The organism is Burkholderia territorii, assembly GCF_902833055.1.
In the GTDB taxonomy this organism is placed as follows: Bacteria; Pseudomonadota; Gammaproteobacteria; order Burkholderiales; family Burkholderiaceae; genus Burkholderia; species Burkholderia territorii.
On record NZ_CADFEJ010000010.1, the window covers coordinates 111,025 to 137,211 of the forward strand.

At 67.8% G+C, this 26,187-nt stretch carries 21 protein-coding genes; 9 read left to right on the forward strand and 12 right to left on the reverse strand.

Features of this window, described 5'->3' with window-relative positions:
- Nucleotides 1-89 precede the first annotated feature (89 nt).
- Nucleotides 90-248, reverse strand: a complete 159-nt coding sequence (locus HW466_RS18665; RefSeq protein ID WP_155646854.1) for a hypothetical protein — start codon at nucleotides 246-248, stop codon at nucleotides 90-92.
- Nucleotides 249-382: 134 nt separating this feature from the next.
- Here HW466_RS18665 and HW466_RS18670 point away from each other — a divergent pair, with 134 nt between their 5' ends.
- Complete coding sequence (locus HW466_RS18670) at nucleotides 383-1,246, forward strand: crotonase/enoyl-CoA hydratase family protein (RefSeq protein ID WP_059449169.1); 864 nt, start codon at nucleotides 383-385, stop codon at nucleotides 1,244-1,246.
- A 52-nt stretch (nucleotides 1,247-1,298) separates the two neighbouring features.
- Here HW466_RS18670 and pdeR read toward each other — a convergent pair whose 3' ends face one another.
- Nucleotides 1,299-3,302, reverse strand: a complete 2,004-nt coding sequence (pdeR, locus tag HW466_RS18675) for a cyclic di-GMP phosphodiesterase (protein WP_060347850.1) — start codon at nucleotides 3,300-3,302, stop codon at nucleotides 1,299-1,301.
- A gap of 190 nt (nucleotides 3,303-3,492) precedes the next feature.
- Here pdeR and HW466_RS18680 point away from each other — a divergent pair, with 190 nt between their 5' ends.
- On the forward strand, nucleotides 3,493-3,882 hold the full coding sequence (locus tag HW466_RS18680; RefSeq protein ID WP_151005958.1) for a hypothetical protein: 390 nt from the start codon (nucleotides 3,493-3,495) through the stop codon (nucleotides 3,880-3,882).
- Nucleotides 3,883-3,990: 108 nt separating this feature from the next.
- On the opposite strand, the gene HW466_RS18685 is transcribed toward HW466_RS18680, so the two are convergent.
- The 3 genes from HW466_RS18685 to HW466_RS18695 all read right to left on the reverse strand — a co-directional run bounded on the left by HW466_RS18685 (nucleotide 3,991) and on the right by HW466_RS18695 (nucleotide 9,989).
- Nucleotides 3,991-7,629 carry a hydantoinase B/oxoprolinase family protein gene (locus tag HW466_RS18685; RefSeq protein WP_174905503.1) on the reverse strand — a complete coding sequence of 1,213 codons (3,639 nt, stop codon included), beginning with the start codon at nucleotides 7,627-7,629 and terminating at the stop codon, nucleotides 3,991-3,993.
- Between the two features lie 121 nt (nucleotides 7,630-7,750).
- Nucleotides 7,751-9,049, reverse strand: coding sequence for an MFS transporter (locus HW466_RS18690; protein WP_151004082.1), 1,299 nt, complete (start codon nucleotides 9,047-9,049; stop codon nucleotides 7,751-7,753).
- Nucleotides 9,050-9,215: 166 nt separating this feature from the next.
- Complete coding sequence (locus HW466_RS18695) at nucleotides 9,216-9,989, reverse strand: putative hydro-lyase (RefSeq protein ID WP_059503925.1); 774 nt, start codon at nucleotides 9,987-9,989, stop codon at nucleotides 9,216-9,218.
- 203 nt (nucleotides 9,990-10,192) lie between these two features.
- Between HW466_RS18695 and HW466_RS18700 the strand changes: the two genes are divergently transcribed.
- Nucleotides 10,193-11,125, forward strand: coding sequence for a LysR family transcriptional regulator (locus HW466_RS18700; protein WP_059945284.1), 933 nt, complete (start codon nucleotides 10,193-10,195; stop codon nucleotides 11,123-11,125).
- 67 nt (nucleotides 11,126-11,192) lie between these two features.
- Here HW466_RS18700 and HW466_RS18705 read toward each other — a convergent pair whose 3' ends face one another.
- The 5 genes from HW466_RS18705 to HW466_RS18725 all read right to left on the reverse strand — a co-directional run bounded on the left by HW466_RS18705 (nucleotide 11,193) and on the right by HW466_RS18725 (nucleotide 16,546).
- A complete protein-coding gene (locus HW466_RS18705; protein WP_059503929.1) occupies nucleotides 11,193-11,516 on the reverse strand; it encodes an antibiotic biosynthesis monooxygenase family protein in 324 nt (107 codons plus the stop codon).
- A gap of 62 nt (nucleotides 11,517-11,578) precedes the next feature.
- The gene (locus HW466_RS18710) at nucleotides 11,579-12,388 is read right to left on the reverse strand and encodes a MetQ/NlpA family lipoprotein (RefSeq protein WP_151004080.1); all 810 of its coding nucleotides are present in this window, start codon (nucleotides 12,386-12,388) and stop codon (nucleotides 11,579-11,581) included.
- A complete protein-coding gene (locus tag HW466_RS18715) occupies nucleotides 12,385-13,434 on the reverse strand; it encodes a formylglycine-generating enzyme family protein (protein ID WP_151004078.1) in 1,050 nt (349 codons plus the stop codon). The genes HW466_RS18710 and HW466_RS18715 overlap by 4 nt, the downstream gene beginning before the upstream one ends.
- A gap of 10 nt (nucleotides 13,435-13,444) precedes the next feature.
- Nucleotides 13,445-15,394 carry an arylsulfatase gene (locus tag HW466_RS18720; protein ID WP_059542942.1) on the reverse strand — a complete coding sequence of 650 codons (1,950 nt, stop codon included), beginning with the start codon at nucleotides 15,392-15,394 and terminating at the stop codon, nucleotides 13,445-13,447.
- Between the two features lie 198 nt (nucleotides 15,395-15,592).
- The gene (locus tag HW466_RS18725) at nucleotides 15,593-16,546 is read right to left on the reverse strand and encodes a LysR family transcriptional regulator (RefSeq protein WP_151004076.1); all 954 of its coding nucleotides are present in this window, start codon (nucleotides 16,544-16,546) and stop codon (nucleotides 15,593-15,595) included.
- Between the two features lie 127 nt (nucleotides 16,547-16,673).
- Here HW466_RS18725 and HW466_RS18730 point away from each other — a divergent pair, with 127 nt between their 5' ends.
- Nucleotides 16,674-17,693 carry a zinc-dependent alcohol dehydrogenase family protein gene (locus tag HW466_RS18730; protein WP_151004075.1) on the forward strand — a complete coding sequence of 340 codons (1,020 nt, stop codon included), beginning with the start codon at nucleotides 16,674-16,676 and terminating at the stop codon, nucleotides 17,691-17,693.
- 148 nt (nucleotides 17,694-17,841) lie between these two features.
- On the opposite strand, the gene HW466_RS18735 is transcribed toward HW466_RS18730, so the two are convergent.
- Nucleotides 17,842-18,993 carry a porin gene (locus HW466_RS18735; RefSeq protein WP_151004073.1) on the reverse strand — a complete coding sequence of 384 codons (1,152 nt, stop codon included), beginning with the start codon at nucleotides 18,991-18,993 and terminating at the stop codon, nucleotides 17,842-17,844.
- Nucleotides 18,994-19,203: 210 nt separating this feature from the next.
- The gene (locus HW466_RS18740; protein WP_059848174.1) at nucleotides 19,204-20,082 is read right to left on the reverse strand and encodes a LysR substrate-binding domain-containing protein; all 879 of its coding nucleotides are present in this window, start codon (nucleotides 20,080-20,082) and stop codon (nucleotides 19,204-19,206) included.
- 75 nt (nucleotides 20,083-20,157) lie between these two features.
- Between HW466_RS18740 and HW466_RS18745 the strand changes: the two genes are divergently transcribed.
- The 5 genes from HW466_RS18745 to HW466_RS18765 all read left to right on the forward strand — a co-directional run bounded on the left by HW466_RS18745 (nucleotide 20,158) and on the right by HW466_RS18765 (nucleotide 26,179).
- On the forward strand, nucleotides 20,158-21,057 hold the full coding sequence (locus HW466_RS18745) for an HpcH/HpaI aldolase/citrate lyase family protein (RefSeq protein ID WP_060273652.1): 900 nt from the start codon (nucleotides 20,158-20,160) through the stop codon (nucleotides 21,055-21,057).
- Complete coding sequence (locus tag HW466_RS18750) at nucleotides 21,054-22,286, forward strand: CaiB/BaiF CoA transferase family protein (RefSeq protein ID WP_151004071.1); 1,233 nt, start codon at nucleotides 21,054-21,056, stop codon at nucleotides 22,284-22,286. Before HW466_RS18745 ends, HW466_RS18750 begins: the two co-directional genes overlap by 4 nt.
- 143 nt (nucleotides 22,287-22,429) lie before the next feature.
- Complete coding sequence (locus HW466_RS18755; protein ID WP_151004084.1) at nucleotides 22,430-23,266, forward strand: amidohydrolase family protein; 837 nt, start codon at nucleotides 22,430-22,432, stop codon at nucleotides 23,264-23,266.
- Nucleotides 23,267-23,337: 71 nt separating this feature from the next.
- Nucleotides 23,338-24,717 carry a TIGR00366 family protein gene (locus tag HW466_RS18760; RefSeq protein ID WP_059848179.1) on the forward strand — a complete coding sequence of 460 codons (1,380 nt, stop codon included), beginning with the start codon at nucleotides 23,338-23,340 and terminating at the stop codon, nucleotides 24,715-24,717.
- Nucleotides 24,718-24,733: 16 nt separating this feature from the next.
- A complete protein-coding gene (locus tag HW466_RS18765; protein ID WP_151004069.1) occupies nucleotides 24,734-26,179 on the forward strand; it encodes an MmgE/PrpD family protein in 1,446 nt (481 codons plus the stop codon).
- The last annotated feature ends 8 nt before the right edge of the window (nucleotides 26,180-26,187 follow it).

Consider the following 26,187-nt stretch of genomic DNA (forward strand, 5'->3'; position numbering starts at 1 on the left):
CGCAAACGATTGGCAAGTCGCGCCTTAGCCGCATGCCCGTAGCGGCCCGCGGGCCGCACGCACGCACGCACGCACGAACGAACGAACGATCACCGCATCGTCACACCAACCTCGCCGCCCGCGCGCGCCGGCCGGTGCTCGTCGTCGCCATCCTCGCGCCACGCGATCACATCGACCGCTTCGCCCGCTTTATTCGCAAGGCTCGCACGGCCCGTGCCGAACGCAATGCCCACTCGTGTCCCGTTCATGCGTTGTTCCGCGCATTTCGGCTGATATGCGCGGGCAACAATGGCGATGCCTCGCGGCCGGCGCCGTCCGGGGGAAGGTTTCCACGACGCCGGCCGCGGCGGTTCTTGAAAACCACATCTCACGAGGACATACCATGCAACTCCAATCCCATCCGGCGTGCCGTCCGTTTTACGAAGCAGGCGAGCTCACGCAACTGACCGCGTTCTACGAAGAAGGCCGCAACGTCATGTGGATGATGCTGCGATCGGAACCGCGACCATGCTTCAATCAGCAACTCGTCACCGACATCATCCATCTCGCGCGCGTCGCACGCGACTCGGGCCTGCCGTTCGACTTCTGGGTGACGGGCTCGCTCGTCCCCGAGCTGTTCAACGTCGGCGGCGACCTGAGCTTCTTCGTCGACGCGATCCGCAGCGGCCGCCGCGACCAGCTGATGGCCTACGCGCGCTCGTGCATCGATGGCGTCTACGAAATCTACACGGGCTTCGGCACCGGCGCGATCTCGATCGCGATGGTTGAAGGCAGCGCGCTGGGCGGCGGCTTCGAGGCCGCCCTCGCGCACCACTACATGCTCGCGCAGAAGGGCGTGAAGCTCGGCTTTCCCGAGATCGCGTTCAACCTGTTTCCGGGCATGGGCGGCTATTCGCTGGTCGCGCGCAAGGCGGACCGGGGGCTCGCCGAATCGCTGATCTCGTCCGGCGAGGCGCATGCGGCCGAGTGGTACGAGGATCGCGGGTTGGTCGACCAGACGTTCGACGCGGGCGACGCCTATCTCGCGACGCGCACCTTCATCGACGTGATGAAGCCGAAGCTGAACGGCATCCGCGCGATGCTGCGCGCACGCGAGCGCGTGTTCAATCTCACGCGTTCCGAGCTGATGGACATCACCGAGCAGTGGGTGCATGCGGCGTTCACGATCGAGCCGAAGGATCTCGCGTATATGGAACGCCTCGTGATGCTGCAGAACCGGCGCGTGTCGAAGCTGCGCACGGTGTGACGTGAGTGGGGCGCCGCCGCGAAACCGGCGGCGCCACGTCATGCGGCCGGACTCAGGCGATCAGCCTGAGCTTTCTCGTTTCCGCGAGCCAGGCCTCGAACGCCTGGGCCGGCATCGGCCGCGCGAAGTAGAAACCCTGTGCGTGATCGACGTTGATCTGCTTCAGGAATTCCGCTTCCGCGTGCGTCTCGACACCTTCGGCGACCACCGAGAAATTCAGCGCTTTGGCGAGCGACACGACCGAGCGCACCAGCGCCTGCGAGCGCGGGTTGCGGTCGATGCCCGTGATGAAGGTGCGATCGAGCTTGATCGAATCGAGCGGCAGCCGCGACAGTTGCGACAGCGACGAATAGCCGGTGCCGAAATCGTCGAGGTGAATCTCGGCGCCGAGCTGGCGGAATTGCTTCATCAGCTCGTGCGCCGCTTCCTCGTCCTCGATGAAGCTGCTTTCGGTGAGCTCGATGTCGACGAGGCTCGGCTTCAGCCCCGCGCCGTCGAGGATCGCCGCGAACTGGTCGACGATGTTCATGTCCTGCAACTGCCGCGCCGACACGTTCACCGCGATCCGCACGCCGAGCCCCTTCGCCTTCCATGCGGCGGCCTGCGCGGCGGCGGTGCGCATCACCCAGCGGCCGAGCGGCGCGATCAATCCCGACTCCTCCGCGAAACGAATGAACTCGATCGGCGCGACGATCCCGCGATCCGGCGACTGCCAGCGGATCAGCGCCTCGACGCCATGCACGTCGCCCGTCGCGATATCGACTACCGGCTGATAGTGCAGCACGAACTGTTCTTCCTCGAGCGCCTTGCGCAGGTTCGTGTCGAGCCACATGTACTTCGCGACCTTCTGGTTCATCTCCAGCGAGAACACGCGGTACGTGTGCTTGCCCTCTTCCTTCGCGACGTACATCGCGGTGTCGGCGCTGCGGATCAGCGTCTCGAGCGAATCGCCATGTTGCGGATACATCGCGATGCCGATCGAACAGCTCGTGTAGACCTCCACCAACCCGAGATGGATCGGCGTGCGCAGCCGCTCGAGGATGATCTGCGCGGTCGCCTCGAGCAGCGGCCGCGTGCCGTGCTCGAACAGCACCAGGAATTCGTCGCCGCCGAGCCGCGCGAGCGTCGCGCCGGACGGCAGGCAGCCGCCGATGACCGAGGACACGTCCTGCAGCAGGCGGTCGCCGGTGATGTGACCGTAGTGATCGTTGACGCGCTTGAAGTTGTCGAGATCGAGGAACAGGATGCCGACCTGGCCGCGCGCGTCGGTGCGGTCCGCCGCCAGCGCGATACGGATGCGCTCGCTGATGGCGTGACGGTTCGGCAGGCCGGTCAACACGTCGGTGTTCGCGAGCTCGGTGAGCCGCTGCTGCGCGTTGCGCTCCTCGGTGACGTCGATGCCCGAGCAGATCAGGAACTGCTCGTCGACGCCGCTGCCGCTCTGCACGAACTTGTTGCGGAACTGGAACAAGCGCGGGCCGTTGACCGTGTTGATGTAGCGCTCGACCGCGAACGAACGGTTGTTCTGGAAAAAGCCGGTGATGTTGCTGCGCGACTGCGCGCCCTGCTCGGGGCTCATGAACAGCTCGAACGCGCTGCGGCCGATCACGTCGACCTCGCGCTTGCCCGTCACTTCCTCGCACAGACGGTTGAAGCGCTGCACCATGCCGTTGCGGTCGAGGATCACGACGAGCGAATTCACTTCGGACACGACCTGCTCGGCGAACGCGAGCCCGTGCGCGAGGTCGCTCGCGACGGATGCGGTATCGGAATAGGCGGAGGCCGTGCCGGCCCAATTGGCGGTATCGACCTTCCGGCCGACCAGATGGAGGCTCACGGAATCGCCGAACAGCGCGAGGTCGAGCACGAGGTGCGACGTGACACCGGTGAGCGCGCGGATGCGCGCGGCCTGCTCGCCGGTCAGTGCCACCGCGACATTGGTCAGGCCGCGAACGGCGGCCAGTTCGAGTGCATTGCTGTCGCTGCCGAGACGCCAGCATGGGCTACGCGTACCGAGATGCGCTTCGAGCACGGCGCTATCGTTTTCGTCATCCATGGACACGCCCCGATCCAAAAAAAACGCACAGTGTAGACGGAGGCGAGCCGGCCGCCACCGATGCCCGGACGCGCTGTGCGCGTACCCGGCGGGGCGGACGCGATGACCCTGCCAACGGCCCTCGTTCCGTACTTGTTTCCAACCAATGCGAACCGGCGTTCGCGCATGTCGCGCGCAGGTTTCCAAGCGAATGATGCAAGCCATCTTATCAAATGACGAAGAAGATTGGCACTCACATTTTGAACGGGGTGTCAAGGAATCGGCGTTCGATTGGCACGGCGGATTTTTCGTGATCGGCAGGCCGCGCGCGGGCGCGCGCGGCCACCCGCAACCGAATCGGCGAAATTGCCGCTGTGCATTGCCAGGCGGGCGTTTCGCGGGATTGCAATCGCATCGCGACAATGCGCCCGCGCCGGTTCATTGGAGGGTCGGATCGTATCGGGCGACACGTGAAATGGAGAATTTCCATTTCCGTTCATGCGGGAATATTCGTCTTTATTCCCATATCCAGTGGAATGCCGGCCCAACTCAGCACAAGCGAATATATCGCCGCGCCGCGCGGGCTGGCGGCGGCACGTGATGGAACCGGTGCAATTGTCCCGCCGCACCCGCCGCAACGCGCGAAAAACGTCCGGCGCACCCGCCGCCGCATCGGTTCCGCGCGTTGCATCGCGTGGCGTCGTGCGGCTCAGCTCGCCGCGCCGTAACCGCCGCCGCCCGGCGTTTCGACGACGAACACGTCGCCCGGCGCCATCTGCGCGCGACCGACGTGCCCGAGCGTCTCGACCGTGCCGTCCGCCCGCTCGATCGTGTTGCAGCCGAGCGCGGCGGCCTCGCCGCCCGCCGCGCCGAACGGCGCATGGATCCGGTTGTTCGACAGGATCGACGCGGTCATCGGCTCGAGGAAGCGGATCCGCCGCACCGCGCCGTCGCCGCCGCGCCAGCGACCGCCGCCGCCGGAGCCCGCCCGCAGCCGATGCGAGTCGAGCCGCACCGGATAGCGCCATTCGAGCACTTCCGGGTCGGTCAGCCGCGAGTTCGTCATGTGCGTCTGCACCGCGCCGACGCCGGCGAAGCCGTCGCCCGCGCCGCTGCCGCCCGCGATGGTCTCGTAGTACTGGTAGCGATCGTTGCCGAATGTGAAGTTATTCATCGTTCCCTGGCTCGATGCCACACAGCCCAGCGCGCCGTACAGCGCGTTGGTGATCGCCGACGACGTCTCGACGTTGCCCGACACGACCGCCGCCGGATACTCGGGGTTCAGCATCGAACGCGCGGGCACGATCACCGTCAGCGGCTTCAGGCAGCCGGCGTTCAGCGGGATGTCGTCGCCGACCAGCGTACGGAACACATACAACACGGCGGCCATGCAGACGGCCTTCGGCGCGTTGAAGTTGTTGTCGAGCTGCGCGGACGTGCCGGTGAAGTCGATCTCCGCGCGGCGCGCCGCGCGGTCGACGCGAATCGCGACGTGAATCTGCGCGCCGTTGTCGAGCGGATAGCGGTATGCACCGTCCTGCAGCGCGCCGATCACGCGCCGCACCGCCTCTTCCGCGTTGTCCTGCACGTGTTGCATGAACGCGAGCACGACATCGCGGCCGAACTGCCCGACCATCCGCCGAAGCTCGTCGACGCCCTTCTGGTTCGCCGCGATCTGCGCGCGCAGATCGGCCATGTTCTGCTCGACGTTGCGCGCCGGATAGCGGCCCGATGCGAGCAGCGCGCGCGTGTCGGCATCGCGCAGCACGCCCGCCGACACCAGCTGCCAGTTGTCGATCAACACGCCCTCCTCGTCGATGTGCGTCGAATCGGGCGGCATCGAGCCCGGCGTCGTGCCGCCGATGTCCGCGTGGTGGCCGCGCGAGCCGACGTAGAACAGCGGGGTGTCCGAACCGTCCGCGAACACCGGCGTGATGACGGTCACGTCCGGCAGGTGCGTGCCGCCGTGATACGGGTCGTTCAGCATGAACACGTCGCCGTCGCGCATGCGGCCGCGGTTGCGCTCGATCACCGTGCGGATGCTCTCGCCCATCGAGCCGAGGTGCACGGGCATGTGCGGCGCGTTCGCGATCAGATTGCCGTCGCCGTCGAAGATCGCGCACGAGAAGTCGAGCCGCTCCTTGATGTTCACCGAATACGCGGTGTTCTGCAGCCGCAGCCCCATCTGCTCGGCGATGGACATGAACAGGTTGTTGAAGATCTCGAGCCGCACCGGGTCGGCGTCGGTGCCGAGCGAGCGGCGTGTCGGCAGCGGCGTCGTGCGCGTCAGCACGAGGTTGCCCTGTGCGGTCATTCGCGCGCGCCAGCCGGGCTCGACAACCGTCGTGCCGTTCTTCTCGGCGACGATCGCGGGGCCGTCGATCGCGTCGCCGGCGAGCAGCGTGTCGCGCACGTACAGCGCCGCGTCATGCCATTGGCCGCCGGAATAGAAGCGCACGGCGCTGTGCGCACGCGGTGCAGCGCCCGCGTCGCGCGGCGCGAGCGGCGCGATCTCGACCGGCGCATCGGAGCGGCCGATCGCCTCGACCGACGCCAGTTCGACGACAAGCGGCGTGCCGGGCATCAGGAATGCGTAACGCTGCCGGTATGCGGCTTCGAACGCGTGCTGCATCGCGGCGACGCTGCCGGCCGGCACGTCGAGCGCGGAATCGGTGCCCTGGTAGCGCAGGTGCACGCGCCGCTCGGTTGCGATGCGTTCCGGCGGCACGCCCTGTTCGAGCAGCGCGCCGACCGCGTCGTCGGCCAGCCGGTCGAGCGCGGCATTCAGCGCCGGCAACGTTTCATCGGACAGCACGGCCTCGATCGCGCGCTCGCGCATCGCGGTCTGGTCGGCAAGACCCATCCCGTACGCGGACAGCACGCCGGCGAGCGGATGCGCGAACACCTGCGTCATTCCCAGCGCGTCGGCCACGCCGCACGCGTGCTGGCCGCCCGCGCCGCCGAACGTCGTCAGCACGTAGCGCGACACGTCGTGGCCGCGCTGCACCGAGATCTTCTTGATCGCGTTCGCCATGCTGCCGATCGCGATTTCCAGGAAGCCTTCGGCCAGCGCCTCCGGCGTGTCGCGCCGCCCGGTTGCCGCGTGGATTGCGTCGGCGAGCGCGGCGAACTTCGCGGCCACGCCGTCGCGGTCGAGCGGTTCGTCCGCGCGCGGGCCGAACACGCGCGGAAAATGATCGGGCTGGATCTTGCCGAGCATCACGTTGCAATCGGTCACCGTCAGCGGGCCGCCGCGCCGATAGGCGGCCGGCCCCGGATTCGCGCCGGCCGATTCGGGCCCGACGCGCAGCCGCGCGCCGTCGAAACCGAGCACCGAGCCGCCGCCGGCCGCCACCGTGTGAATGCTCATCATCGGCGCGCGCATCCGCACGCCGGCCACCTGCGTCTCGAACACGCGCTCGAATTCGCCGTTGTAGTGCGACACGTCGGTGGACGTGCCGCCCATGTCGAAACCGATCACGCGGTCGAAGCCGGCCGCGCGCGCGGCGCGCACCATGCCGACGATGCCGCCGGCCGGCCCGGACAGGATCGCGTCCTTGCCCTGGAATGCATCGGCGCGCGTCAGGCCGCCGCTGCTCTGCATGAACTGCAGGTTCACGCCGGGCATCTCGTGCGCGACCTGCTCGACGTAGCGGCGCAGGATCGGAGAAAGATACGCGTCCACCACGGTCGTATCGCCGCGCGACACCATCTTCATCAGCGGCGACACCTCGTGCGACACCGACACCTGCGTGAAGCCGATCCGGCGCGCGAGGTCCGCCAGCGCGCGTTCGTGCGCCGTGTAGCGATAGCCGTGGATCAGCACGATGGCCAGCGCCCGCACGCCCGAGTCGAACACGCGGCGCAACGCTGCCTGCGCACCTTGCAGGTCGAGCGGCACGACGACGTCGCCGTGCGCGCCGATCCGCTCGTCGATTTCGACGACCGTCTCGTACAGCGCATCAGGCAGCACGATGTCGAGATCGAACAGGCGCGGGCGGTTCTGGTACGCGATGCGCAGCACGTCGCGAAAGCCGCGCGTCGTCGCGAGCGCGGTGCGTTCGCCCTTGCGTTCGAGCAGCGCGTTGGTCGCGACCGTCGTGCCCATCTTCACCATGTCGACGCGTTCGGGCGTGATCGGCTCGCCGTCGGCGAGACCGAGCAAGTGGCGGATGCCGGCCACGGCCGCATCGCGATACTGCTCGGGATTCTCCGACAGCAGCTTGTGCGTGACGAGCGAGCCGTCGGGCCGGCGCGCGACGATGTCGGTGAAGGTGCCGCCGCGGTCGATCCAGAATTGCCAGCGCGCGGTGTCGGAGGAAACGGGGAAAGTGTGTCGGTCAGTCATGGCGATGAACTCGATGCGTCGTTGAAGCGAGGGACGAGCGCCGCCGCACGGCGCGCGTCGCGCGCCGCGTGAGGGCTTCGATGAAACGGGAGTGGTGAAAAGGCGGCGGGCGCGAGCCCGCTCAGGCGGCGTCGAGTTCGCGGCCGCGCGTTTCGGGCAGCGTCAGCGCGGCGACGATCACCACGCCGTACGCGGCGACCGCGAAGATGCCGATGCTCATGCCGAGCCCGTACTGCTTCGACAGCGCGCCGATCAGGAACGGAAACAGCGCACCGATCGCGCGGCCGACGTTGTAGCAGAAGCCTTGCCCGGAGCCGCGCACGCGGGTCGGGAACAGTTCGGTGAGGAACGCACCCATCCCGGAGAAGATTCCCGACGCGAAGAAGCCGAGCGGGAAGCCGAGCCACAGCATCGACGCATTGGTGAGGTTCAGCGACGTGTACGAGAACGCGATCACCATCGAGCCGAGCGCGAACAGGATGAAGTTCGGTTTGCGGCCGAGGCGATCGGTCAGGTATGCGCTCGTCAGGTAGCCGACCCACGAGCCGAAGATGATCATCGCGAGATAGCCGCCGGTGCCCATCACGGTCAGGTGCCGCTCGGTCTTCAGGAACGTCGGCAGCCAGGTCGTGATCGCATAGTAGCCGCCCTGCGCGCCGGTCGTCAGCAGTGCCGCGCGCAGCGTCGTCGACAGCAGCTTCGGCGCGAAGATCTCGGTGAGGCGCGGCGCGTCCGCGACCTTCGCCTGCGTGGCCTTCTCCTTCTCGTAGACGTCGGGTTCCTTCACGTAGCGGCGGATCGCGACCACCAGCAGCGCGGGCGCGAGACCGACGAGGAACAGCGCGCGCCAGGCCTGCTCGGCCGGCAGCACCGAGAACAGCAGCGCATACAGCAACGCCGACAGCCCCCAGCCGATCGCCCAGCCCGACTGCACGAGGCCGACCGCCTTGCCGCGATCGCGCGCGCGGATCACCTCGCCGATCAGCACCGCGCCTGCCGTCCATTCGCCGCCGAAGCCGAAGCCCATCAGCGCGCGCGCCGCGAGCAGCTGATGGTAGTTCTGCGCGAGCCCGCACAGCGCGGTGAATACCGCGAACCAGAGCACGGTCAGCTGCAGCGTGCGCACGCGGCCGATCCGGTCGGACAGGATCCCGGCGATCCAGCCGCCGAGCGCCGATGCGAGCAGCGTCATCGTGCCGATGAAACCGGCGTCCGCGAGCGAGATGCCCCAGGTCGCGACGAGCGTCGGGATCACGAACGACAGCATCTGCGTGTCCATTCCGTCGAGCATGTAGCCGACCTTGCAGCTCCAGAACGCGCGGCGTTCGCGAGTCTGCGCGTGCGCATACCATCCGAACAGGCCGTTGCGCGCGGGGCCCGAAGGGTCGGCGACGGGCGCCGCGAGGATCTTGCTTTCCATGGTGAAGCTCCTGTCGAAGTGTGCGGTCGGAAACCGTGCGTGTCGTGCGTGTCGTGGTCGCCCGGCTGCGGATGCGCGCCGCCCTCCGGTCGGGCGGATCGTCCGCGGCGGTGCGCCGCCGTGTCGTGGTCGCACCGGCGATCGTGCGGGCCGGTGCCGGCCGGGATCAGAACACGGCCAGCGATGCGTTCGTGATATCGGTCATCAGCATGTAGCCGGGCGTATGCGCGATCGCGAGCGGCAGCTTCGCTTCCATCAGCGCGGTTTGCGGCGTCACGCCGCACGCCCAGAACACCGGCAGTTCGTCGTCGCGCACGGTCACTGCGTCGCCGAAATCGGGCGCGGCGAGATCGGCGATACCGAGCGCGCGCGGATGGCCGATATGGATCGGCGCGCCGTGCACACCCGGGAACCGGCTCGTGATCTGCACCGCGCGAATCGCGTCGGCACCGCGCAGCGGCCGCATCGACACGACCAGCTGGCCGCCGAAGATCCCCGCGCGGCGGTTCGCAATCGTCGTGCGGTACATCGGCACGTTGCGTCCTTCCTCGATGTGGCGCAGCCCGATGCCTTCGCGCGCCAGCATGTCCTCGAACGAGAACGAGCAGCCGATCGCGAACACGACGAAATCGTCGCGCCACAGCGCCTCGAGCGATTCGACCCGCTCCGTCAGGCGGCCGTCGCGATACACGTTGTAGCTCGGTACGTCGGTGCGGATGTCGAGATCGTCGCCGAGCACGTCGAGCCGGAACGCACCGGGTTCGCCGACGCCCAGCAGCGGGCACGCTTTCGGATTCGCCTGGCAGAAGCGCAGGAAATCGTGCGCATACGCGTTCGGCAGGATCGCGAGATTCGCTTGCGCGAACGGCCCGCACTGGCCGGCGGTCGGGCTGCGGAACGCGCCGCTGCGGACGGACTGGCGGAATTCGGAAGGCGTCATGATGGTCGTTGGCGGATCGGTATGTCGTCGGGATGACGGTTGCGTCAGCGGATACGGCGAAGAATAGAAAAGAAAAAATTTTGTCGCCAACGAGTTTTTCTGCGTCGCGTGTATAGAATTCCTTAACGGATCTCGGGGTTTCCCCCGATCCCGTTCACTTTTCTTCACCGGCAAGCTGCGCGTCCCTCGTCCGTCAGACCGCCATGAACACGCGTTTCCTCGAAACCTTCGTCACGCTCGCGAAACTGCGCAACTTCCGCACGACGGCCGCCACGCTGCACGCGACGCCGGCCGCGATCTCGCAGCGCCTGAAGGCGCTCGAGGACGAATTGCAGACCGTGCTCGTCGATCGCGACAGCCGCGAGTTCCGGCTCACGCCAAACGGCGAATACCTGCTCGGCTATGCGAAGGCCGTCGTCGAGGCCACCCACGAGCTGCAGGCCGCCGCTGCCGGCGAAAGCGCGCTGCGCGGCAAGCTGCGGCTCGGCGTGATCGAAACGGTCGTGCACAGCTGGTTGCCGAATTACCTGCGCCGCCTCGCCGCCGACTATCCGCAGCTGGAGATCGACCTGACCGTCGACGTGAGCGTCGTGCTACAGCGCCGGCTGATGGCCGGCGAGCTCGACCTGATCATTCGCGTGGAAGGCAGCGACGAGCCGTCGGTCGTCTGCGACGCGCTCGCGAACTATCCGGTGCGCTGGATCGCGCGTGCGGGACTGTTGCCGACCGCGCGCACGGGCCTCGCGCGGCAGGTGCTGCGCCAGCCGATCCTGACCTACGGGCGCGGCACCGCGCCGCACCGTGCGCTCGAGGACATCGTGCGCACGCTGGCGCACGCGCATGGCGTGCCGCTGTCTGAGACGCGCATCACGGGCTCGCCGTCGATCTCGGTGATCGTGCAGCTCGTGAGGGACGGGTTCGGTGTCGCCGCGATTCCGGTGCTGTTCGTCGATGCGCTGATCGAGAGCGGCGAGGTCGTCGAGTTGCCGCTGCAGCCGTCGCCGCCGTCGATCGTCGTGTCGATGTCGCGGCGGGCGGACGCGCCGAAGTTCGTGCATGGCGCGTCGATCGCGGCGCGCACCGCTTGTCACGAGTATTGCGAGAAGAGCAATCGGCTGCTGGTGGAAGCGCTTTGATACGGTGCGACATCAGCGCGCGAATCGCCCACGAGCGCGATCGGCGACGCGAACCGGCCACGCCGCATCACGCGTGTCCCGTATGCGGCTGCGCGAGCTTGCCGTCGCCGTACTCACGCAGCACCTGCGAGATCACCACGCGATAGCCGTCCAGCCAGCGCGCCTGCTTCGCCTTCGCTTCCAGATGCGCGGGATGCCGCATCAACTGCTGCAGCGCCGCCTCCGATTCCCAGTAGTAGACGTTCTGGATCAGCCCGGCCTCGGCGTTCTCCCACGTCTCCTCGCCGAGGTAGCCGGGCGTCGCGCGCGCCATCTCGGCGATCCGGCTGTCGAGCCGGTGAAACTCGTCGTCGTATTGCCCGGCGCGGAAAATGAAGGTCGACGCGTACATGCGCACTCCATCGGAGACGGTTGAAAGAGCGGCAAGTGTAAGGCACGCGCGGCGGCAGCCGTCTACCACGGCCGGCGCACGGAGTCCTGATAGCGCGTCAGAATGAAATGCGCGACGTCGTCCGAGTGATATGCGGCGACGAGTTGCGCGACCCACGGCTTCGTGCGGTCGGCGTCGCGCACGGTCAGCACGTTTGCGTACGGCGAGCGTGCATCCTCGAGATTGATGCTGTCGCGCGCCGGCTGCAAACCCGCGCGCGCGGCATCCTCGCTGTCGATCGCGACGAATGCTGCCGAATCGAGCGCCTCGTACAACCGCTCGCGGCGCACTGCGACGAACTTCAGCGCGAGCCGGTTGCCCGTCACGTCGCGCAGCGTCGCATGCAGGCCGGCCTTGTCCCGCAGCGTCACCAGCGTGTCGTTCTGCAGCAGCACGAGCGCACGTGCCAGCCCGCGCGGATCGGTCGGGATCGCCACCGTGTCGCCGGGCTGCAGATCGTTCAGACTCCTCAGCTTGCGCGAGTACAGCGCCATCGGCAGCGTGACGGTCGGCGCGACCGCCGTCAGTGCATAACCTTTCGCCTTGCGCGTCGCGGCAAGGGACTGCGCGTCCTCGAAACTCGCGACATCGATCCTGCCTTCGGCGAGCGCGGTATCGATGCGCGACGCATCGGCGAATTCGACGACGTCGACGCCTAGCCCGCGCCTGGCCGCAACGCGCTTCACCTCGTCGAGGATCTCCGCATGCACGCCGCGCGTCACGCCGACGCGTACCGCCGGCGCGGCCGATTCGGCGGCAGCGGCGACGACCGGGTGGGCAAGGCCGCAGGCGACGGTCAGCCATGCGGCAATCAAACGCAGCATCTGTTTCATGACGCATCCCGCAGGATCGTGCGAAACCCGATATGCGATGCACCCAGATCGGCTTCCTGCTGTTCGCGCGACGATGCGCGGTAGCGCACGCAGTAATCGCGCGAGCACAGGAACGAGCCGCCCTTGATCACCATCGGCGTGTCGTGCCGGCGCGTCGGCGGCGCGACGGCCGCCGTGTCGCCGTTCGTATGCGACTGATGCGGGCCCGTGTATGCATCCTTCGTCCATTCCCATGCGTTGCCGATCATGTCGTACAGGCGGAAGCCGTTCGCCGCATAGCAGCCGACGGGCGCCAGCCCCGCATGACCGTCCTCCGCCGTGTCGAGCACCGGAAACACGCCCTGCCAGTAGTTGGCTGCCGGCTTGCCCTGCGCATCACGCGGCGCCGCGTCGAGCGACGCATCGTCGCGACCGGCCTTGCCCGCGTATTCCCATTCGGCTTCGGTCGGCAGGTCGCGCCCGAGCCAGCGCGCATACGCAAGCGCATCGCGCTGCGTGACGAGCGTGACGGGCAGGTTGCCGAGCCCGTCGACGCTGCTGCCCGGCCCGCGCGGCTGCCGCCACGACGCGCCTTTCACCCAGGTCCACCACGCGAGGTCACGCGCATTCAACTCCTCGCGCGTCGGCACATGAAACACCGCCGCGCCGCCCTGCCGTTCGGCCTCGGTCACGTAGCCGGTCGCCTGCACGAACGCGGCGAACTGCGCAATCGTCACGTCGGTCTGGTCGATCCAGAAACCGCCGACACGCGTCTTCCCGTCGCCGGCCGGGCGCTCGTCCTCATAGCCGCGCGTGCTGCCGAACACGAACGCGCCGCCGCTCAGGTGCACCATCCCGGCCTTCGGGTCGTCGCGCCACTTCGCCGGCAGCCCCGAGTAGCGTGCGCACTGCCGCTCCGAGCCGAGCGGCGCGAGCGTGCGGCCGCGATTCGCATCGTCGAAGGCGCTGCCGGGCGACGCCGGCGGGCTCGCATAGCCGGCGGCGAACGCGGCGACGAACAGCGTGCCCGCGAGCGCCGTGCCGAGCGTCCAGAAGCGCAACCGCATCGTGTCGTCCTCAGTAGTAGCCGCGCGGACGCAGCGGCTCCACGCCGCCGACGTTGCTCATGTAGGTCTTCCACTGGTCGACCAGCGTGCCGATCACCGACGGATTCTGCGCGGACACGTCGGTCGTCTCGCCGCGGTCCGCCGCGAGGTCGTACAGCTGCCAGTGGCCATCGAGCGGGCCGAGCGGCGGCTCGGTCCACAACGCCTTCCAGCGGCCGTCGGCGCTGCGCAGGTACGCGCGGCCATACGCTTCGTCGCCGAACGGCGTCGTATGCACTTCGCCCGTCGCCGCCCCGGTGAGCACCGGCAGCAGCGACTGGCCCGTCACCGGATACACGTAGCGGTTGTTGTAGACGACCTTGCCCTTGTTCTGGTCGACGCCCGTCAACGTGTTCACGAGCGGCGGCGCCGGCTGCGACGGCGGCGTGACGCCCGCGACCGCGAGGAACGTCGCCGTGTTGTCGGTCACGTGCGTGAACGCACGCAGCGTCGGCAACTGCCGCGTCTGCCCCGGCAGGCGCACGATCGTCGGTGTCGACACGCCGCCTTCGGCCGAATAGCCTTTGGTGAGCCGGAACGGCGTCGCGCTCACTTCTGCCCAACGCAGCCCGTATTGCAGCCGTTGCGCGTTCTGCTTGCCGTTGTCGGTGCCGAGCGTCGAATAGATCGGCTCCTGCCCATTCGCGGTGTCGGTCGCCGTCGGGTCCGCGCCGGAGTCGATCGGCCAGCCTTCGGCGCCGTTGTCCGACTGGAACATGATGAACGTGTTGTCGTATTCGCCGATGTCCTTCAGGTGCTGGATCAGGAGGCCGATGTTGTAGTCGAGGTTCTCGACCATCCCCGCATAGATCTCCATGTAGCGCGCCTGCGCGCGGCGCTCGGCCGCGCTCAGGCTCGCCCACGACTTGTCGACCTTGCCGGTGCCGTAGTCGCTGTAGCCGTCGGCGGCCGAGTGCACGGCACTGATGTACTTCGCGTTCGCGGTGCCGTTGTTCGCGGTGGCCGGCGATGCCGACGTCGTTTCCGGCAAGCCGTCGAACGGCTTGAAGTCGGCGGGGATCAGGCCGAGCGCCTTCTGTCGCGCGATCCGCGCGTTGCGGATCGCGTCGTAGCCGGCGTCGTACACGCCCGCATATTTGTGCAGCCACGGGTCCGGCACCTGCAGCGGCCAGTGCGGCGACGTGTACGCCGCATACGCGAAGAACGGCTTGCCGTCCTGCTTGTTCGAATCGATGTACGAGATCAGCTTCTGCGTATAGAAGTCGGTCGAATAGAACACGGCCGGACTGCCCCCCGCGCCGCCCGGCTGCCCCGGCTGGCCAGGCTGCACGTAGCGGCCGTCTTCCGTGTAGTTCGACGAGCCGGCCGGCTCATGCGCAAAATGGTTCGTCGCCGCGCCGGCGAGCAGCACGTAGCTGCGCTCGAAGCCCCACTGGTCCGGCGTCTGGCCGCTGCCCGTCGCACTGCCGACGATCCCCGAGCCGATATGCCACTTGCCCGCGATGTAAGTGTGATAGCCGGCGTCCTTCAACAGTTGTGCGAACGAAAGCGCGCGATCGTTCAGGTAGCCTTCGTAACCGGGCAGCCCGCGCCGTTCGTCGGTCGGCACGCCCATCGTGCCTTCGCCGACGAGGTGATGATCGGTGCCGGAAATCAGCATCGCGCGCGTAATCGCGCATACGGTGCCCGTGTGGTGATTCGACAGGATGCGGCCCGATGCGACGAGCGCGTCGAGGTTCGGCGTGTTGATCTCGCCGCCGAATGCATGGATGTCGGAATAGCCGAGATCGTCGGCCATGATGTACAGGATGTTCGGGCGCTTGGCCGCGGGCGTCGCATTGGCCTGCGGCGGCGGATCGCCGTCGATGCCGCCGCACGATGCGAGCGACAGCGCGCCGGCAGCCGCGGCGCAGACGACACGGAAACGGAAAGCATGCAACGGCGACGCGGAGTTTTTCATTTTGTCGAACGCTCGATCTACGGATCGGCGATCTTAGCGTCGCGCGCGCGGCGCCCAAAGTCGGATTCGTCACATGCTAACGGGAACGGGGAATATGCACGCCGGCGCCCGTTTCACGACGCGCGCGACGATGCGTGCGCTGCGCGAGAACCCGCCTGGTCGCCTCCGTTCGCGTCGACCGATCCATCGCGCGCGCGGCTACGAAGCCCGGGCGGTGCGTCGCGGCACGCGCTCGCCGTCCGCATCGGCCGACGCCAGCATGCGCGGAATCTCGTCAATGAGCGCATCGATGACGACGCGCACCTTCATCGGCACATTGCGCGACGCCGGCCGCACTACGAATACTTCGGCACCCGAAACGCTGTCGCTGTCCATCACGAGCGCGAGACGGCCGTCGCGCACATATGGCGCCATCAGCCAGCACGGCAGCCACGCAAGCCCCGCGCCGGCTGCCGCCGCATCGGCGATCGCCTGCAGGTCGTCGAATCGCAGGCGGCCCGCCGGGCGATGGTCGTGCACGGCGCCGTCCGCGCCGATGATTCGCCACGGCGTCGGCTGCCCGCCGCGCGAATAAGCGATGCCGTCGTGCGACGCGAGTTCGTCCGGCCCCGACGGCCGGCCGTGGCGGGCGAGATAGGCGGGCGATGCGCAGATGCCCATGCGCTGCACGCCGAGCTTGCGGCCGACCAGCGCATTCGTGTCGGCAAGCGGGCCGATACGCACCGCGATGTCGAAACCGTCGTTGACGAGATCGGCGACGCGATCGCTGAACGACACGTCGATTTCGAGCCGCGGATGACGCTCGACGAGGCGCCGCACCACGGGCGCCACGCATTGGCGGCCGAACAGCACGGGCACGCTGACCCGCACGCGCCCGGACGGCTCGCGTCGGTTCGCGTCGAGCGCGGCTTCCGTCTCGCCGAGTTCGGCCAGCAAGCGCCGACACTGCTCGTAATAGACGAGCCCTTCGTCGGTCAAGCCGAGCTGGCGCGTCGTGCGCCGCAACAGCCGCGCGCCGAGGCGTTGTTCGAGCCGCGCGACGATCTTCGCAACCGCCGAGCGCGTCATGCCGAGCCGCAGCGCGGCCGCCGCGAAGCTACCCGCCTCCACGACGTCGACAAATTCGGCGATGCCTCTGAGCCGCTCGTCCATGCAATTGCGCTCCCGTGGGATGACTGGTTTGTGTCCGCTCCGGCGACAATCGTTGGCCGAATTCTCGCCAATGCGTCCCGTTGCGCGACACTATGATAGTCCCGTCTATCTCGAAAAAGGAGCAGCCATGCACGCATGGCAAATCAAACCCGGGGACGGCATTGCCGGGCTCCGGCGCATCGACGTGACCCCGCGCGCGGTCGGGCCGACCGACGTCGTCGTGAGGATCCACTCGGCAGCACTGAACTATCGCGACCTGATGTTCGCGCGCGGCGACTATCTCGGCATCGGCACCGACGCACTGATACCCGTCGCCGACGGTGCGGGCGAAGTCGTCGAAACCGGTCGCGACGTCACGCGGTTCAAGCCGGGCGATCGCGTGATCAACACGTATTTCCCGCACTGGATCGACGGGCCGCCCACGCCGTGGAAAGTGTCGGCGTCGCCCGGCTCGCATTTCGACGGCGTGCTCGCGGAACGCTTCGTATCCGACGAAACCGCACTAGTCGCGATTCCCGCGCATCTCGACTACGACGAAGCCGCAACGCTGTCGTGCGCGGGCATCACCGCGTGGAATGCGCTGTTCGTCGACGGCGGGCTCGGGCCGGGCGCGACCGTCGTGCTGCTGGGCACGGGCGGCGTATCGATCATCGCGCTGCAGCTCGCTCATGCGGCCGGACTGCGCACGATCGTGACCTCGTCGAGCGATACGAAGCTCGAACGCGCTCGCGCACTCGGTGCGGACGCAACGATCAACTACCGCACGACACCCGAATGGCAACATGAAGTGCTGCGGCTCACCGGCGGTGCGGGCGCGGATCTCGTCGTCGAAGTCGGCGGACGCGATACGCTCGCGCGCTCGGTCGCCGCGACGAAACTGGGCGGCATCGTCTCGGTCATCGGCGGCCTCAGCAGCTTCGGCGGCCCGGAACTCGGGCTGCTGTCGCTGATCGGCGGCATCCGGCGACTGCACGGCTTGATGGTCGGCAGCCGTGCGATGCTCGACGACGTCGTGCGGCTCGTCGACGCGAAGCGGATCAAGCCGGTGGTCGATCGCGTGTTCGACTTCGACGAAGCGCCGCAGGCCTATGCGCACCTGCAGTCGGGACAGCATTTCGGCAAGGTCGTGATTCGCGTCGCGTCGTGACGGATGAAGGCCGCGCGCGCCGCCTTCTCCGCGCCGCGCACCGATCGCCGAGCCGCTGCCGGCCACCGCTGCGACCGTGTTCGGAGCGTCGAAGGTGCTGCGCCGGCCGCCACGCGGCTTTCGTATGCAAGCGGTGCGCGCGGCGGCGTCAGAACGTCTGGCGCAGACCGATCGCCGCCCCGACGTTGTTGGTCCTGCCGATCTGGTCGACCTTGCCGGTGAGCCGGTTGGTGGCTCCCGGATAGTCGGCCGCGAACGCGCCGTTGCCGCGTGCGAAATCGACCGTGCCGTACACCTCGGTGTGCTTCGACAGCGCATATTCGGCCAGCACGGTCGCCGAGTAGTTGATCCCGGAGCCGAGCGTGCCGTCGAGCCGCTCCGCATTGCGCGCGTGGCCGTAATAGCCGGCCACCGTGATCAGCAGCGGCGCGGTGGCCTGCCAGTTCGCGCCGACGTAGAGCGTATCGTCGATGCGATTCGGGCTGCCGCCGCCCAGCGACGGCGCGCCGGCCTGCTGCATGTTGAAGTCCGTCGTGCCCGTCTTGTCCTGACCGTGCAGCCAGCCGGCCAGCAGGCGCACCGACGGCGTGACCTGGTACGCGCCGCTCACGTGCAGGAAGTTCACCTTCGCGCCGTTGACCGCGCTGCCGTTCACGGACGACACCGAGGTTTGCTGGAAGCCGGCGTTGATCGATGCGGGCCCTTGCGCATAGGTCAGTTCGACACCGTACGTGCTGTCGAGGCCCATCGCGCCCGCATGGTTGCCGAACCCGTAGATCGCATCGACGCTGAAGCCGTCGTACGAGAACTTGTACTTCACGGCGTTCGGCACGGTCAGGTAATTGCCGATGCCGTTGTACGCCCAGCTGTCCTGCCAGTAGTCGCCGACGGTCATCGGGTCGAACACGTCGCCCATCGTGTCGTACAGCGGGGCGTACTGGCTGCCGAAGGTCAGCGAACCGTACCGGTCGCTCGACAGGCCGACGTATGCCTGCCGGCTGAACAGCGTGCTCGCGACGTGCAGCTTGCCGTCGCCGAGCTCGAAGCCGTTTTCCAGACGAAAGATCGCCGACAGGCCGCCGCCGAGATCCTCGCTGCCGCGCAAGCCCCAGCGGCTGTGCGTTTCGGGGCCGACCGTCATGCCGATCAGGTCGCGGCCGTCGGGGCCGGCGTTCGTCTGATAACGGATCGCCGTGTCGACGAGGCCATACAACGTGACGGAACTTTGCGCAAATGCGGACGACGCCGCTGTCAAGACGATTACCGCGCCGACACCACCGGATACGACGATGCGTTTCATGAAAGGCCTCCCTGAGCGATTGATTTTGTAAGCAGTCCGACAGCATTCGCGTCTGACCGCCGGTATAGCGCTCGGGAGAATAATCGGTCACATTCGCGGCACCTATTGCCGCTTCTGGATTGGACCTTTCCAGTACCGTCAACAATGACGGCAGCGCGCCGAGGCAATCGTCGGCTCGTGCCGCAACGACCGCCTCGCGCCGTCGGCGGTTCAGCGAAGCTGCACCATCCGGCGGCTGATCGCGAGCCACTCGCGAATCGCGCTCTCGCGCGCCGAGCCCCGGCGCCAGAGTATGCCGAAGCGCCGCGGCTCGGTCGGCTTGGGCAGCGCCAGCCGGACGATCCGCAGCCGCTCCGCGAGCGGCGACGCGATGTCCGGGACCAGCGATACGCCCAGCCCGCGCTCGACCATCATCGCGATCGCCAGCAGCGAATTGATCTCGAAGCGCTCGTGCGGATCGATCCCGTGATCGCGCAGATATCGGTCCGCCTGCTTGCCGCCGCCGAGACTTCGGTCGTAGCGGATCAGCGGCTCGTGGCGCAGCAGGTCGTGCGCGTCGCGTGCGGCGAGATCTTGCGGTGCCAGCACGACGAGCGGCTCGATGCGCAGCAGTTCCCACACCATGCTTTTCGGCAGCGCAAAACTCGGATGCAGGCAGACGGCCGCATCGTGATCGCCTCGCCGCACGGACTCGTAAAGCTCCGCCGACGTACCGGACTGGATCAGCACCTTCAACCGCGGATGCCGGGTTGCGAACTCGGCAAGCACGTCCGGCAGGATGCTGTGCAATGCGGTGTTGATCGCGCCGAGGCGCAATTCCCCGGACAGCTGCGCATCGTCGGCCGCGACCGATCTAAGGTCGTCGAACTCGCGGATAAGCCCGCGCGCACGCTCGAGCACGCGATAGCCGGCCTGGGTGGGGCGCACTGCGCGGCCCGCGCGTGCGAGCAGCGCCACGCCCAGCTCCCGCTCCAGCACCCGCATCTGCAACGCAACCGCGGCGGGCGTGAGATCGAGTCGGCGAGCGGCCTGCGCCATCGAGCCCGTGTCCGCGACGAGCACGAAGCTCTTGAGGAACACGATATCCATAAAGATAGTTTTTCTATCGTTTGAATGAATCAAACCTGTATTCATCCAGTGTAGCGGGATTTCTATACTGGCCACATGAAAAGCAAACTGTTCGTTCCGGGCTCCCGTCCCGACCTTTTCGACAAGGCGTTGAATGGTCCCGCCGATGCCGTGTCGTTCGATCTCGAGGACGCGGTCGCCGAAGACCGCAAGGATGCCGCGCGCGCTGCGCTGCGTGCGCGGCTCGACCAGCCGCTGCCACCGACGAAAACGATCGTGGTGCGCGTGAATGCGCTCGGCACGCGTGGCTTCGACGCCGATCTCGACGCCGTCGCCCGTCCCGGCGTCGCGATCGTCAACCTGCCGAAGCCTCGCGACCCGGACGATGTGCGCGCGGCTGCGGCCGCGCTTGAACGGGCCGAGCGCCGCAACGGCGTCACGACGCCGATCAGGCTGCTCGTCAACATCGAAACGCCGCGCGCGCTGCGGCTCGCATCCGAACTCGCGGCGGCCGATCCACGCGTGATCGGCTTGCAGCTCGGCCTCGGCGATCTGTTCGAACCGCTCGGCATCGATCGCCGCGAAACTGCAGCGCTCGTGCCCGTGATGCTCGCCGTGCGCATCGCCGCGGGCGAGGCCGGCATCGCAGCCTACGATGCCGCGTTCGCCGACATCGGCGACGCCGACGGCTTCCGCAGCGAAGCCTCGCTCGCACGGCGGCTCGGCTTCGCCGGCAAGAGTTGCATCCATCCAACGCAGGTCGACATCGCGAACGACGTGTTCCGACCGACGCTCGACGAAATCCGCGCTGCGTTGCGCGTGCTCGACGCGGAGCGGCGGGCCGTTGCCGACGGCCGCGGCGCGTACGTCGTGGACGGCCGGATGATCGACGCACCGTTCATCGCCCGCGCCCGCACGATCGTCTCCGAGGCGATCGCATTCGGCCTGATCCCGCCAGAGGGCATCGCCCAGCCACCCGCATGCCTCGCACCATGACCCGATCTTCCATCGACGTTCCCGCCACACCGCACGCGGCCGGTCGCGGCCACTCCGGCGCAGGCCCGCTCGCCGGCATCCGCGTGCTCGACCTGAGCGCCTATATCGCCGGCCCGTACGGGTGCACGTTGCTGGCCGACCAGGGCGCCGACGTGATCAAGATCGAGCCGCCCGCCGGCGACAACCTGCGCAACTATCCGTCGACGCTGGACGCGCAAAGCCGCGCGTTCCTCGGTGTCAATCGCGGCAAGCGCGGGATCGTGCTCGATCTCAAGCAGCCGGCCGGGCGCGAGGTGCTGCTCGAACTCGTGCGCGGCGCAGACGTGCTGGTCCACAATTTCCGGCCGTCGGTCCCGGCACGGCTCGGCATCGATTACGCACGGCTTCGCGAACAGAACCCGCGCCTCGTTTATTGCGCTGTCACCGGCTACGGCGACTCTGGCCCGCTGAAGGACAAGGCCGGCTACGACCAGGTGCTGCAGGCGATGACCGGCATGTGCGCGCTGCAAGGCGAACCCGGCGCGCCGCCGTCGATCGTGTACGGTTCGGTCGTCGACTACTACGCGGCCTCCCTCGTCGCCGCCGGCGTCGCGTCAGCGCTGTACGAGCGGACCCGCAGTGGGATCGGGCAATACGTGGGCATCTCGCTGCTGCGCGCTGCGCTCGCGATGCAGTCGGCGCGACTCGTGTGGGCCGAAGGCGAGGCACGCGAGGTCGGACGCGACATGCGATCGGGTGGCGTCACGGGCCTGCATCCGACCCGCGACGGCTATCTTTACCTGTCCGCGAACACGCCGCATTTCTGGCGCGCGTTGTGCGTGAAGGTCGGGTTGCCCGCGCTCGCCGACGATCCGCGCTACGACACGGTGAGCAAGCGTGCGCGCGCACACGACGAACTCGTCCCGCTGCTGCGCGCCGCACTGTTGACCCGCTCCGCGCGCGACTGGGAAGCCATGTTCGGCGACGAGGTGCCCTGCGCCGCATTGCGCGAAATCGAGGACATGTTCGACGATCCACAAGTCGCCGCAGAGCAGCTCATTGCCGATTTCGACCATCCGTCGACGGGCCGCTATCGCGGCTTCTGCCGCCCGATCGCGTTCGAGCGCACACCGCCCCCGGATCCAGTCGGCGCGCCGGCGCTAGGCGAGCATTCGGACAACGTGCTCGCCGAGCACGGCTACGATGACGAACGGCGCGCCGAGTTGCGGCGTCGCGGCGCCATTCGCTGAAACTGCAAACCGCCGGCATCACGCCGGCCGAACGACAAGATTGGCCCGGAGACATCATGAGAAGACGTCCGTTCCTCGCCTCGCTCGCCGCCGCGAGCGCATCACGCGCGCATGCATTCGGCCCTGCGGCGGCCAAAGCGACGATGCAATCGGCGCGCGCCGCGCCCTTGCACGCATGCGACGCGCACCTTCACGTCTTCGATGCCCGCTTCCGGTCCGAGCCTGGCGCGCAGATCTTCGCGCACGCGACAGCGGACGACTACCGCCGCGCGATTCAGGCCCGGCTCGGCACGACACGCGCCGTCGTCGTCACGCCGCGCGCGTATGCGACCGACAATAGCGTGACGCTCGACGCGATCCGACGGCTAGGCGCGGACCGCACGCGCGGTGTCGGCGTCGTGCGCGCAGATGTGTCGGACACCGAATTGCACGCGCTGCACGCCGGGGGCATTCGTGGCATCCGGTTCACACTGTATCGCCCCGAGCATGCCCCCACGCGCTTCGACATGGTCGAAGCGCTGTCCGCGCGCGTGCATGCGCTCGGCTGGCACGTGCAGCTTCACTGGACCGCCGACCAGATCGTCGCACACGAGGCACTGCTCACGCGCCTGCCGTCGACCATCGTGTTCGACCACATGGCACGCCTGCCACAACCGGCGGGCACGTCGCATCCCGCATACGCGATCGTGCGCCGTCTCGTCGATCAGGGCAAGACGTGGATCAAGCTGTCAGGGCCATACCTCGATTCGCGCGTCGGCGTGACCGGTCGGTTCGCCGACGTCGACACGGTCGCCCGTGCATGGGCCGTCGCGGCACCCGAGCGCCTCGTATGGGGCAGCGACTGGCCGCATGCAACGGAGTCCGCCGCGCCCGACGACGCGCGGCTGTTCGATCAACTCGCGGACTGGGTGCCCGACGAACGTCTGCGCGAGCGGATTCTCGTCGACAATCCAGACCGGCTGTACGACTTCCACGACTGACCGCCGCCCTGACGCGGCGGCGCACCGTCGACACGTATTGCCGACACGACAAACACCAACAGGAGACATGCATGCGCCTCGCCGATTCCCCACCTCGTGCGGCTCGCATCCGCCTGACGGACGCGACGATTCGCGTGTTCGAGCGAACGATTCCCGATCCGTTCGTCCTTGCGCTGCTGATCACCGCGTTCGTCGCCGCACTGGCCGTCGCGATCGCACCGCGCACGACGCCGGCCGCGATGATCGCTGGATGGACCAAGGGATTCTTCGATATCCTCACGTTCACGGCGCAAATGGCGCTCGTGTTCGCGACCGGGCACGCGCTGGCCCATGCGCCGCTCGTGCAGCGAGCATTCCGCGCGATCGTATCGTTCGCGCGCACGCCGGCACAGGCGGCGACGCTGGTCTTCCTGTCGGTGGCCGTCACGTCGTTCGTCAACTGGGCATTTGGCCTCGTGATCAGTGCACTGCTGGCGCGCGAAGTCGCTAAACGCCTGCGCGTCGATTTCGCGTGGATCGTGGCGGTCGGCTTCTCGGGGTGGGTCGTGTGGGCGAGTGGAATGTCCAGTTCGATCGCGCTCGCGCAATCGACGCCAGGCAGCGCGATGAACGTCGTCGAGAAGCTGACCGGCCACGTGCTGCCGTTCAGCGAAACCGTGCTGACCCGCTTCAACCTGGTTCCGACGCTCGCGATGCTCGTGCTGACGCCGGCGCTGCTCGTCTGGTTCATGCCCGATCCTGCTCGCGCCGAAGCGCTGCCGCCCGACACACAGCCGGCCTCGCAGGCCGCATCCGCTTCGACCGCGCCCGGCGCCGCCGGACACCGCTCGCCGGCGCAGTGGCTCGAGCGCTCGTGCGTGCTCAGCGTTCTGGCCGGACTGTTCGGCCTGTCTGTACTCGGGCTGGCATACGGAGGCCACATTCCGCTGGCGGGCGTGAATGTCGTGATCCTCGCAATGCTCACGGCGGGCGTGCTGCTTCATGGACATCCGCTCGCCTACGCGCGCGCGATCAAGCAGGCGACCGCGCAGACGGGTTCGCTGCTGATTCAATATCCGCTGTACGGTGGCATCATGGGCCTGATGGATGCGACCGGCTTGCCCGGCGTCATATCGCACGGCTTCATCGCGATCGCGACGGCCGACACGCTACCGTTCTGGAGCTACGTCTGCTCGCTGGCGATCACGTTCCTGATCCCGAGCGGTGGCGGCCACTGGGCCGTGCAGGGCCCTTTCGTGATACCGGCCGCCGTCGCGTTGCACGCATCGCTGCCCGCGACGACCATGGCCGTCGCGATGGGCGAACAGGTGTCGAACATGATGCAGCCGTTCTGGGTGGCACCGGTGGTCGCAATGGCCGGCATTGGCGTGCAGCGTGTGCTCGGCTACACCGCGCTGACGTTCGTGCTCGGCGCGATCGTCTACGGCTGCGCGCTGTTGTGGCTCGTCTGACGCGCACGGAGGCACGATGAAGCGTAGAACGTTTCTCGCCGCGCTCGGCACGGCCGCCGCCTGCCCCGCCGTCGCGCAAGTCGCGCGCGCGACGCCCACTCTCGCGCGCCAGCTGGCCGACTATGCCGTCGCGCTGAGCTGGGATGCACTCGCGGCAACGACAATCGAAACGGCGAAGGCACACCTCATCGACGCACTCGGATGCGCACTCGTCGCCCATGATGCACCACCCGTCGCGATGTGCCGGCGCATCGCGACCACGGTCGCTGGGCCCGCGACGCTCATCGGCACGCTACACCGCTCGACGCCGGAACTCGCTGCCTTCGCCAATGGCGCGGCCATCCGCTACGAAGATCTCAACGATCTGTACGTGGGCGCCGAGCCCGGCCATCCAAGCGACAACATCGCGCCATGCCTGGCCGTCGCCGAAGCTGCGTGCGCAAGCGGGCGCGACCTGCTGCTCGCGATCGTGCTCGCCTACGAGATCGACTGCCGGCTCCTGGACGCCGCGAACATCACGAGCCGTGGCTGGGACCATCCGGTCTACAGCCTGCCTGCCGTCGCGCTGGCGGCCGGCAAGCTGATGCGGCTCGATCGCGACCGGATGGAGCAGGCGGTCAATCTATCGCTCAGCGGTCATCTTGCGATGAACCAGACACGCGTGCAGCAACTGTCCGACTGGAAAGGTCTCGCGGATGCGTCGGCATCGCGCGACGGCGTGTTCGCCGCACAATTGGCTCGCGAAGGCGTCACCGGGCCGGCGCCGATCTTCGAGGGGCGTGCCGGGCTGTTTCAGCAAATATCCGGCCCGTTCGCGCTCGACGTCGAATCATTCGGCGGCCCGGAACGCGCGTTCCGGATCGACGCATGCGCCATCAAACCGTATCCGGCCCAGGGATACACGCTGACGGCGATCCCGGCCGCGATCGACCTCGCGACGCGGATTGGCGATCTCGCGCGCATTCGTGCGATCCATATCGACACGACGCACATGGGCTACGTGACGGCCGGCCGCGATCCGGAGAAATGGCGGCCCGAAACGCGCGAGACGGCCGATCACAGCCTGCCATACATTGTCGCGCGAGCGATGATCGAACGCGACGTCACGCGCGACAGCTACGGGCCGGCCGCGCTGCGCGACGCGGCCACGCGCGCGCTGATGGCCGTCACGACGGTCGCGGAGGACGCGCGCCTCACCGCAATGCAGCCGCACGCGATTCCGAATCGGCTGACGGTGACGCTCGACGACGGCCGCAAGCTCGAACGGCAGGTCGACACTTTGCCCGGCTTTCCCGGACAGCCGACATCGCGCCCCGACACCGAGCGCAAGTTCCAGCACAACGCCGCGTCGCATCTTTCGGAGACGCGCGCGCGACACGCACTTGACGCATTGTGGGCGCTCGATGCTCGCACCGATCTGAACGGACTGCTCGCACTGCTCGCCGTCGAATCCCGACCGTGAACGGCGCA